Origin of the sequence: Crenothrix polyspora, from assembly GCF_900163755.1 — a bacterium.
In the GTDB taxonomy this organism is placed as follows: domain Bacteria; phylum Pseudomonadota; class Gammaproteobacteria; order Methylococcales; family Methylomonadaceae; genus Crenothrix; species Crenothrix polyspora.
In genome coordinates this window covers 1-9359 of record NZ_FUKI01000068.1, presented here as the reverse complement: position 1 = coordinate 9359, position 9359 = coordinate 1, and the positions used below count along the sequence as shown (strand labels likewise).

Here is a 9359-nt window from a genome sequence, read left to right as displayed (position 1 = left end):
CGTTTACAAAAACGAAAATTATATGACATTTCATTGGCTTATTTTTTTGTCATGTACAGAGATGTTTGCATTTAAATGAATCTATCGCGGTTTTAAAATTATGGCCTTTTATTTTGCATCATTTCAATATTTGTTGTATTGTTAAAATATGGAAAAAATTATAGCAACCTCTATTTTTGAATCGCTTTCTTCCGGCATCCGGCTTGATGTGTTCCGTTTGCTCGTTAAAAAAGGTAAGCAAGGCATGGTCGCAGGTGAAATTGCGACAACGCTGAATGTGCCGCCGACCAACCTTTCCTTTCATTTAAAAGCACTCACACAAACAAGCTTACTAACCGTTGCACAAGAAGGGCGTTTTCAACGTTATCGTGCCAATATTCCGCTCATGCTGGATGTAATCGCCTATCTCACTGAAGAGTGTTGCGGCGGCCATCCTGAACAATGCGTAGAAATGCGAGATGCCTCAGCATGCTGTGACGCTGTGCTTCCTCTACTTTTATCGACACCTACAAAATCTTAACCATGAATATTCTTTTTCTTTGTACTGGCAACTCCTGCCGCTCTATCCTTGGCGAAGCCACCTTCAACCATCTTGCGCCAGCAGGTTGGCAAGGCATGAGCGCAGGTAGCAAACCAACTGGTAAAGTTCACCCGCGTTCCATCGCATTGCTGAACGGCGAAGGCATATCAACCGAAGGCTATTACAGTAAATCCTGGAATGATCTGCCCGCCACGCCCGATATTGTGCTCAGCGTGTGCGGTAATGCCGCCAATGAAACTTGCCCGACCTATTTAGGTTCGGCCATACGCAGCCATTGGGGCGTTGAAGATCCTGCCCATGTTGAAGGCAGCGAAGAAGAAATCACAGCGGCTTTTATGACGGCCTATCGCATCCTGCGTTACCGCATTGAGCAATTACTGGCTTTACCGTTGGATGAACTTCAGCATGACCGTGAGCACTTGAAAACAGAGTTGGATCGCATCGGTAATTTATTACCGTAATTTGATTTTTTAGGAGACCTTTATGACAACTATCCAAGTATTTGATCCCGCCCTGTGCTGCAGCACCGGCGTTTGTGGTGTTGATGTCGATCAAGAATTGGTCGGATTTTCCGCTGATGTGGAGTGGGCAAAACAGCAGGGGGTAAACATTGAGCGATTCAATTTAGCCCAACAACCGCTGGCGTTTGCTGAAAATGCAACCGTAAAAAGTTTTTTAGAGCGCTCTGGATCAGACGCGTTGCCGCTGATTTTAGTGGCGGGTGACATCGCGTTGGCGGGGCGTTATCCCAATCGTGCTGAATTGGCACATTGGGCAAATTTTACGGTTGCTACAGAAGCGGCAGAACCTGCCAAAAAATGCTGTTCTGGCAGCAAATCGTGTTAAACACGCAAGATCAATCTATCATGAAATTTCTTACTCAACCGCCGCGTTTCCTGTTTTTTACCGGTAAAGGCGGGGTAGGAAAAACCTCAATTGCGTGTGCGGCCGCAATTCAACTGGCCGAAACGGGACAACGTGTTTTATTGGTCAGCACTGACCCTGCCTCAAACGTGGGACAGGTGTTTGGTATTAACATTGGCAATCACATTATCGCTATCCCTAACATTACAGGGTTATCGGCATTAGAAATTGACCCGCAAGCGGCAGCGCAAGTGTATCGTAACCGTATTGTTGATCCCGTGCGAGGGGTGTTACCCGACTCGGTGGTTAAAGGCATAGAAGAACAATTGTCGGGGGCTTGCACCACAGAAATTGCCGCCTTTAATGAATTCACGGCGCTGCTGATTGATTCGGTGTTAACGGCTGACTACGACCACATTATTTTTGACACAGCGCCTACTGGGCACACGATCCGTTTATTGCAACTACCGACCGCCTGGAGTGATTTTTTGGAAGCGGGCAAAGGTGATTCCTCCTGTCTTGGGCCATTGGCAGGTTTAGAAAAACAGCGTAGCCAATATACGGCGGCTGTTGATGCTTTAGCCGATCCTGTGCGTACCCGTTTAATTTTAGTGGCTCGTGCCCAACAAACCACGTTGCGCGAAGCGGCTCGCACCCATGAAGAACTCGCGGCAATTGGCTTATTACAGCAATATTTAGTGATTAACGGTATTTTGCTAGCTGGCGAAACCGAAGGCGATTCACTGGCGCTGGCTATTTTTGAACGTGAACAAGCCGCGCTAAATGCAATCCCTGATGTGTTGAAGACGTTGCCTTGTGATTACATTATGCTTAAACCGTTTAATCTGGTTGGTCTTGATGCCTTACGTCAATTGTTGATCGAGTCAGCACCGCAAACGCCAGTGGCGATGGATTCACCTATTGAATTAAACGCACCTACTTTGTCTGAATTGGTTAATGGCATTGCGGCAGATGGGCACGGCTTAGTGATGTTAATGGGCAAAGGCGGTGTGGGTAAAACCACCTTGGCTGCTGCCATTGCTGTGGAGCTTGCGCATCGCGGCTTGCCTGTGCATTTGACCACTTCCGACCCGGCTGCACATTTAACCGAAACCCTGAATGGCGTTTTGGATAATCTAACCGTCAGCCGCATTGACCCACACGCCGAGACGGAACGCTATCGTCAACACGTTTTAGACACCAAAGGCGCAAAATTGGATACCCAAGGCCGCGCGTTATTGGAAGAAGATTTACGCTCACCTTGCACCGAAGAAATTGCGGTATTTCAAGCCTTTTCGCGCATTATTCGTGAAGCAGGCAAAAAATTTGTGGTAATGGACACCGCACCTACCGGACACACGTTATTGCTGCTTGATGCGACAGGTGCGTATCACCGTGAAGTCGCACGCCAAATGACCGGCGGCATACATTACCTGACACCCATGATGCAGTTGCAAGATCCGAAACAAACCAAAGTGTTGCTGGTGACGCTGGCTGAAACTACACCCGTTTTAGAAGCGGCAAACTTGCAAGACGATTTGCGCCGCGCTGGCATTGAACCTTGGGCGTGGATTATCAATAACAGTGTGGCGTTAGCGCAACCGCATTCGCCATTATTACGTCAGCGTGCTTTAAACGAACTCGACAAAATCACGTCAGTGGCCGATGGCTATTCCCAACGCTACGCAGTCGTTCCGTTGCTCAAAAAAGAACCTGTTGGCATTGGTTGCTTGCTGGAATTGTCGCGTTACGCTGGGGACTGATTATTAACTCAAGAGGTCGTTATGCCTGAAAGAAAAAAACTCGGTTTTTTAGATCGCTTTTTAACGCTGTGGATTTTTCTAGCGATGGCGGTTGGTGTGGGTTTGGGTTATTTTTTGCCTGCAAGTAGCGCGTTTTTTAATTCGTTTTCGAGTGGCACCACCAATATTCCGTTAGCGATTGGACTAATTTTGATGATGTACCCGCCTTTGGCAAAGGTGAATTACAGCAAGATTGGCACGGTGTTTTCCAATCTCAAACTCATTGGCGTAACCCTGTTTTTAATTTGGGTTATTGCGCCCTTGGTAATGTTTTCATTAGCGATTATTTTCCTGAAAAATCAGCCTGAATACATGATGGGTTTAATGCTGATTGGTATTGCCCCTTGTATTGCGATGGTGATTGTGTGGAGTGAGCTTGCGGGTGGCAATCGAGAATACACCGCTGGGTTGGTCGCCATTAACAGCATTTTACAAGTATTGTTTTACAGCGTTTACGCCTATATTTTTATTACTTGGTTACCACCGTTATTGGGCTTAAAAGGCTTTGATGTTGATATTACTATTCGGCAAATCGCCCAAAGTGTCGCCATTTATTTAGGCATCCCGTTTGTTGCAGGTATTGTTAGCCGCTTGGTTTTAATTAAATGGCAAGGTGAGGTGTGGTACGAGCAAGTTTATCTACCGCGCATTTCGCCTATTACACTGATAGCGCTGTTATTTACCATCGTGTTGATGTTCAGTTTAAAAGGCCAATTAATCGTCACCATTCCCTTAGATGTCTTGCAAATTGCGATACCGTTAGCGATTTATTTTGTCATCCTATTTTTCAGCAGCTTTGGCTTGGCGTACTATTTTGAGAAAGATTATGCCAAAAATGTATCGGTTGCCTTCACGGCTGCCGGTAATAATTTTGAGCTTGCTATTGCCGTAGCTATTGGTGTGTTTGGCATTAACAGTGGTCAGGCGTTTGCGGGTGTCATTGGCCCGCTAATTGAAGTTCCTGCGTTAATTTTGTTGGTCAATGTTGCGTATTGGTTTAAGGCAAAGTTTTATTCATCATAAATATCTTGCCTGTTTTGCTCACCATAGGGTATTTAATATTACTCTTTGCCTTGCTTAGTATTTTTTTTAATGTTGCTTCGGGGATTGTGCAACACTTGGCAGTATAATTGGGCAGCTAGGGGCTTCTAATTCCTCACCCTCTGTATGATTGGCACAACTTATTGAATTGAAGTATAGATTTTTTGTGGCTTCCATGCACAATGGGTCTGTTTGTGAATAAAACGTGTAACACTGTTTTCATTCCTTAATAAAGAAAAAAGGATGGCAATATGGGTGCAGAACAAAAAGCTGAAGAATTGCGCTTATCAATTCTGGGTATGACGTGCGCGGGCTGCGTCAGCTCGGTTGAAGCGGCATTAAAGACTGTTGCAGGTGTGACGGCGGTGGCGGTTAATTTTGCCGACCATTCTGCCGTGGTGCAAGGCCGTGCTAATCACCAAGCACTATTGAAGGCCGTGAAAGATGCCGGTTATGAAGCCGCCATCATGCAAGGCTTAGAAGATCCCAGTCAACAAGAAGAACTGGAATTACAGCGTTACCGCACACTAATGAAAAAAGCTGCCGTCGCCGCCGTGGTCGGCCTATTATTGATGTTAGGCGAACACTTGATGTGGTTTCCTGACATTAGCTCGCCAGAAGGCCAGAAGTTTTGGCCACTCATTGGCCTGATTACTCTGGGCGTGTTGGTGTATTCGGGCTTGCATTTTTACAAAGGTGCGCTCAATGCCTTAACACACGGCCAAGCCAATATGGATACCCTGATTGCCTTGGGTACCGGCTCGGCGTGGTTGTATTCTTGCATTATTATTGATTACTACAGCAGCTTGCCGTCATTAGCCAAACACGCGTATTTTGAAGCCGCTGTGGTGATTTTAGCGTTTATCAATCTGGGTTCTGGCCTGGAAACACTCTCACGCGGCAAAACCTCCCGTGCCATTCGTAAATTGATAGGCTTGCAGCCACGTACTGCGCGTGTGATGCGTGATGGCACGGAAATCGATATTGCTATCGAAAATGTCGGTCTGGGCGAAACGATTAGAGTCCGCCCCGGTGAAAAAATACCCGTGGACGGCGTGTTGTTCGAAGGCCATTCAACTATAGATGAATCCATGTTAACTGGCGAATCCATGCCGGTAGAAAAAACCATCGGCTCGGAAGTGGTAGCAGGTGCTATGAACCAAACTGGCAGCTTTTTATTTAAAGCCACCCGCATAGGTAAAGACACCGCGCTGGCGCAAATCATCCAAAGCGTACGGCAAGCCCAAAGCAGCAAGCCGGACATTGCCCGTATGGTCGATAAAATCTCGGCAGTTTTCGTACCAGCGGTGGTAACCATTGCCGTACTTACCTTCATTATTTGGTACAGCGTTGGGCCTGAACCGTCTTTGGGTTATGCGTTTGTCACCTCCATGACAGTACTGGTGATCGCTTGCCCGTGTGCCTTAGGATTAGCCACGCCTATTTCGGTGATGGTGGCGGTGGGGCGTGCGGCAGAATCGGGTATTTTAATCCGCAAAGGAGAAGCCTTGCAGCGAGCCGGTGAAATTACCTGTTTGGTACTGGATAAAACTGGCACTATTACCGAGGGCAAACCCACTGTCGCCTCGGTGTATGCTATAGGGGATTTTACCGAAAACCAGGTACTGCAACTGGCGGCAAGTATTGAATCCGGTTCAGAGCATCCATTAGCGGCCAGTGTATTGAAAGCTGCCACTGAGAAAAATATTAGTTTGGACAAAGTGACGCAATTTGAGGCAATACTAGGCCACGGGGTTACCGCACTGATCAACAAACAAGCGGTATTTTTGGGTAATAAGGCGTTAATGGATAGCAAGAAGATCAGTTATAGCCGTTATAACGCCAAACTCGAACAGCTTTCGGCTTTAGGGCAAACGCCGATGTTACTGGCGGTGGATAATAAGATTGCCGGTATTGTGGCGGTGTCTGATCCCATCAAAAAGGATTCTGTGCAAGCGGTACAGCATTTAAGAGAGCGCGGGATTCGAGTGATCATGGTCACCGGCGATAATCCAATTACTGCTCAGGCGGTAGCCAATTTAGCGGGGATTACTGAAGTGAGAGCACAGGTGTTGCCGCAAGATAAGGCAGAGATTATTAAAACTTTGCAAGCGCAAGAGATTGTCGGTATGGTCGGTGATGGCATAAATGATGCGCCCGCTTTGGTACAGGCCGATGTTGGCTTTGCGATTGGTACAGGCACTGACGTAGCCATTGAAAGCGCCGATGTGGTAATTTTGCAGGGTTCGTTATTAAAAGTATCTGAAGCGATTGATTTGTCTAAAGCGACAGTGAAAAATATCAAACAGAATTTATTTGGTGCGTTTTTCTATAATACCTTGAGCATTCCGGTGGCGGCGGGGCTGCTTTATCCGATAGCCGGTGTGTTATTAAACCCGATGATTGCAGGCGCTGCTATGGCCATGTCGTCGTTAACGGTGGTGTTTAATGCCAATCGGTTACGCTGGTTGAAGTTAAGGGATTAATTAATACTATATACAGTGGGTTTTGAATCATAAAACTACAAGAAAAATGAGCGAACCGTGAGCATATTGACGTTAAAGATTGTCCACATCAGCTGTTTTAACCGGCTTTAGTGATGTGCAACTGTAATCTAAATTCGCATCTATTTTTGCAATAAAGGTTTCGTATCTGCACCATAATACCGATAATGTCCGGTAATTGGATAGTCAAACAACATATCGGCAAGCTCCGGCCCTCGGCCAATATTATGCACAATCATATAGCGCTCACCACCACGGTGTTTCCGGTTAACCACTAGCCCAATATGCGGGCGCTTTAATACGTCCCAGGTGACTATGTCGCCTGGCAGATAATCTTTAGCATGGTGGGTAACGGCAAAACTAATGCCTTTTCGGGCAAACAACACCTGTAAATTTGGTACGCGCCTGTGGTCAATATTGGCATCCGTGGTTTTTAATCCCCAACGTGTACGGCTGGGAAAAGCATTGAAGTTGGCCAGCATTGCTTCATGAACATCTTTTTGCAGGTCAATGCCCAATGCGCGGTAACTTCTGATCACTTCATCGGTACACACGCCCATAGTTTTAGGCACATCGCCGCCAGGATAGGGAATTTTAATATAAGCTGGATCGTATCTGACGTTATGGCTTAATCTTGCCAAAGCAGCAGCAGACAGTTTTTTGGAAAATCCGGCGGGTTCAGTAGAACGGGGAATAACGGGGACTTCTTCTATGGGATTGAACAGCGACGAAAGTTTGGTATCGCAGCCCACCAATAGTAAACTACAAAATACAGTGCGCCAATTCATATCATTTGCTATGTTTCGGATTTTCATTCTGCCATTTCTATTTAGTGTCTGGGTAGTCCCTACAAATCAATGCAGGTTGTTTTTTATCAATGGGTTACCAAAATAGGCGCCACAAACAGGAATCTCCAAGTCAAAGCTTCCTGAGTCAAATCCATTGCCATGGCGGGTGTTCGATGTTTCCATTTTTTTTGGAATTTCGATGTACCCTGATGCATAAGCGGCAGCCTTAGGCTTTTATGGTGACAACGATAGTTGTAGTCAAAGAGATTGATCCAAAGGACTCCCGTGAAGTTTGGCTTCTTTTTGCAATAACCCAATGTTTTTCTTTGCAAGTATGACACCCGTTGCCTTAGCGTCAAGTTGAAGCGTTCAATATAAGAGGTGTTTTGGGTCTTGCCTTGAAAATCATCTTTAGTCCCTTGGACAAAACACTTTTTGACGGTCACCAACCGCATCTTGATTCTTTTTTTGACGATTTGCAGGTAAACATACGCCATGCCAGCAAATACAGACTGAAGCGCGTTTTTGTAGGCGGCCAGTTTGTCGGTTGTAACCTTCAGTGGTGTGTCCTGGGGTTGGATGCCAATGTAGTCTTTTAACCGTTTCACCAGTTTGGTTGCCGTATGCGTGGTTCGGCTACCCAGCTCAAAGTTCATCCAAAAGCGGGAATCGACCTCAAAGCCAACAAATACCCACAACTGGTTGTTTTTATTTCTTAACTGATGTTACGCAGCCCGTAATTTCTGCAACTCTTCATATGCCATCTGGTTGGCTTTGATGAATAGCTTAGTCCTTAGTGCAAAATGGTTGGCCTTGTGTTTTATCTTCAGACACTCCAGTTTGAATACGGCATAGATCGACATGAAGACATGGTTATTCTGGGTGGTAACAGTGCGGGTCGGTGACTTTGCCAACCCTGCATTGGATTTTAATGATTTATGGAACTCCTCGACTTTCCACCGTTTTTGGTAGATCGTGGCGACTTGTTCGCCGTTGCACGCCAAATCACTGCATATTAGATTCAATAGGCCGATGCTGCCGTCTTTGTTTGTAAAGACCCTGCGGACGAAAAGCACTTCATGTTGCAAGCCTTTCAACCAGCCGCGCACCGCCTGCCGATCTAACAATTCCAAGTGACTGATTCGTACAAAGCGCCCTTCTTTCTTGTCTTTTTCTGTTAAAGCCACCAGGCGATTGTCCTTTAAGGCACTGATGAAATGCTTGCCTTTTTTTAGGATGAACTCAAAGTTCTCCTTGCTGGCAAACCAGCTGTCTGTCAATACGTAGCGGAACTTGATGGCATTCGCCACACTGGCCGCTATCATATCCCGCATCAACTCATTTTTAGTGACCTCGCTGACTCGTTTGACCTTATGCGTCTTTATATCACTGAACTGATTGGGCTTGCGTACTACCTCAAAAGCAACGGGAATTGATACATCGTTGCTGTAGTATAAGGCGTTCAGCAAATTGATACCCCGGACAGATCGACCTTTACAGTGGTCAAAATGCCAACACATAATCTCATTTTCATCCGTCCAGGCCTTCTCCTGTATGGTATCGTCAAATATTAGGCAGCCATCTTCCTGTTCTATTTGACGCACTGTAGTTTTAACTTGCGCCCATAAATCTTTAGAGGTGTATTCCTTCGCAGACAAAAATCGTGTCATTTGGTCGTGGCTTATATCCACATCTAACATTGCTGAAAATCCAGTTGCTGTTGCAAACCCGCTATTGCATATCAGGTAGTCCGTGTATAGTTCTAATTTTATTTTTTCCATACGGAAATGATACGCTTAATTTAATGGGGCTGCGTAAC

The 9359-nt window shown here is 46.0% G+C and carries 9 protein-coding genes; 6 read left to right on the top strand and 3 right to left on the bottom strand.

Going from position 1 to position 9359, the window contains the following annotated elements:
* Window positions 1–148 precede the first annotated feature (148 nt).
* The 6 genes from CRENPOLYSF2_RS04200 to CRENPOLYSF2_RS04175 all read left to right on the top strand — a co-directional run bounded on the left by CRENPOLYSF2_RS04200 (window position 149) and on the right by CRENPOLYSF2_RS04175 (window position 6734).
* Window positions 149–520, top strand: a complete 372-nt coding sequence (locus tag CRENPOLYSF2_RS04200) for an ArsR/SmtB family transcription factor (RefSeq protein ID WP_087142710.1) — start codon at window positions 149–151, stop codon at window positions 518–520.
* A 2-nt stretch (window positions 521–522) separates the two neighbouring features.
* On the top strand, window positions 523–1002 hold the full coding sequence (locus CRENPOLYSF2_RS04195) for an arsenate reductase ArsC (protein ID WP_087142709.1): 480 nt from the start codon (window positions 523–525) through the stop codon (window positions 1000–1002).
* A gap of 22 nt (window positions 1003–1024) precedes the next feature.
* Window positions 1025–1387 carry an arsenite efflux transporter metallochaperone ArsD gene (arsD, locus tag CRENPOLYSF2_RS04190; protein ID WP_087142708.1) on the top strand — a complete coding sequence of 121 codons (363 nt, stop codon included), beginning with the start codon at window positions 1025–1027 and terminating at the stop codon, window positions 1385–1387.
* Window positions 1388–1407: 20 nt separating this feature from the next.
* The gene (arsA, locus tag CRENPOLYSF2_RS04185; RefSeq protein ID WP_087142711.1) at window positions 1408–3168 is read left to right on the top strand and encodes an arsenical pump-driving ATPase; all 1761 of its coding nucleotides are present in this window, start codon (window positions 1408–1410) and stop codon (window positions 3166–3168) included.
* Window positions 3169–3189: 21 nt separating this feature from the next.
* Entirely contained in the window at window positions 3190–4230 is a 1041-nt protein-coding gene (gene arsB, locus CRENPOLYSF2_RS04180) for an ACR3 family arsenite efflux transporter (protein ID WP_087142707.1), read from the top strand.
* Between the two features lie 269 nt (window positions 4231–4499).
* Complete coding sequence (locus tag CRENPOLYSF2_RS04175; protein ID WP_087142706.1) at window positions 4500–6734, top strand: heavy metal translocating P-type ATPase; 2235 nt, start codon at window positions 4500–4502, stop codon at window positions 6732–6734.
* A gap of 140 nt (window positions 6735–6874) precedes the next feature.
* Here the strand turns inward: CRENPOLYSF2_RS04175 and CRENPOLYSF2_RS04170 are convergent, their stop codons facing one another.
* The 3 genes from CRENPOLYSF2_RS04170 to CRENPOLYSF2_RS04160 all read right to left on the bottom strand — a co-directional run bounded on the left by CRENPOLYSF2_RS04170 (window position 6875) and on the right by CRENPOLYSF2_RS04160 (window position 9321).
* The gene (locus CRENPOLYSF2_RS04170) at window positions 6875–7540 is read right to left on the bottom strand and encodes a DUF1287 domain-containing protein (RefSeq protein ID WP_087142705.1); all 666 of its coding nucleotides are present in this window, start codon (window positions 7538–7540) and stop codon (window positions 6875–6877) included.
* 86 nt (window positions 7541–7626) lie between these two features.
* On the bottom strand, window positions 7627–8196 hold the full coding sequence (locus CRENPOLYSF2_RS04165) for a hypothetical protein (RefSeq protein WP_087142704.1): 570 nt from the start codon (window positions 8194–8196) through the stop codon (window positions 7627–7629).
* Between the two features lie 69 nt (window positions 8197–8265).
* Window positions 8266–9321 carry an IS701 family transposase gene (locus CRENPOLYSF2_RS04160; protein WP_087142703.1) on the bottom strand — a complete coding sequence of 352 codons (1056 nt, stop codon included), beginning with the start codon at window positions 9319–9321 and terminating at the stop codon, window positions 8266–8268.
* Window positions 9322–9359: the final 38 nt, after the last annotated feature.

What these genes read in the sequence shown, in the direction of transcription:
- CRENPOLYSF2_RS04200 (WP_087142710.1), top strand. Translation starts at nt 149, where the DNA reads ATGGAAAAAATTATAGCAACCTCTATTTTTGAATCGCTTTCTTCCGGC.
- CRENPOLYSF2_RS04195 (WP_087142709.1), top strand. Translation starts at nt 523, where the DNA reads ATGAATATTCTTTTTCTTTGTACTGGCAACTCCTGCCGCTCTATCCTT.
- arsD (WP_087142708.1), top strand. Translation starts at nt 1,025, where the DNA reads ATGACAACTATCCAAGTATTTGATCCCGCCCTGTGCTGCAGCACCGGC.
- arsA (WP_087142711.1), top strand. Translation starts at nt 1,408, where the DNA reads ATGAAATTTCTTACTCAACCGCCGCGTTTCCTGTTTTTTACCGGTAAA.
- arsB (WP_087142707.1), top strand. Translation starts at nt 3,190, where the DNA reads ATGCCTGAAAGAAAAAAACTCGGTTTTTTAGATCGCTTTTTAACGCTG.
- CRENPOLYSF2_RS04175 (WP_087142706.1), top strand. Translation starts at nt 4,500, where the DNA reads ATGGGTGCAGAACAAAAAGCTGAAGAATTGCGCTTATCAATTCTGGGT.
- CRENPOLYSF2_RS04170 (WP_087142705.1), bottom strand. Translation starts at nt 7,540, where the DNA reads ATGAATTGGCGCACTGTATTTTGTAGTTTACTATTGGTGGGCTGCGAT.
- CRENPOLYSF2_RS04165 (WP_087142704.1), bottom strand. Translation starts at nt 8,196, where the DNA reads ATGAACTTTGAGCTGGGTAGCCGAACCACGCATACGGCAACCAAACTG.
- CRENPOLYSF2_RS04160 (WP_087142703.1), bottom strand. Translation starts at nt 9,321, where the DNA reads ATGGAAAAAATAAAATTAGAACTATACACGGACTACCTGATATGCAAT.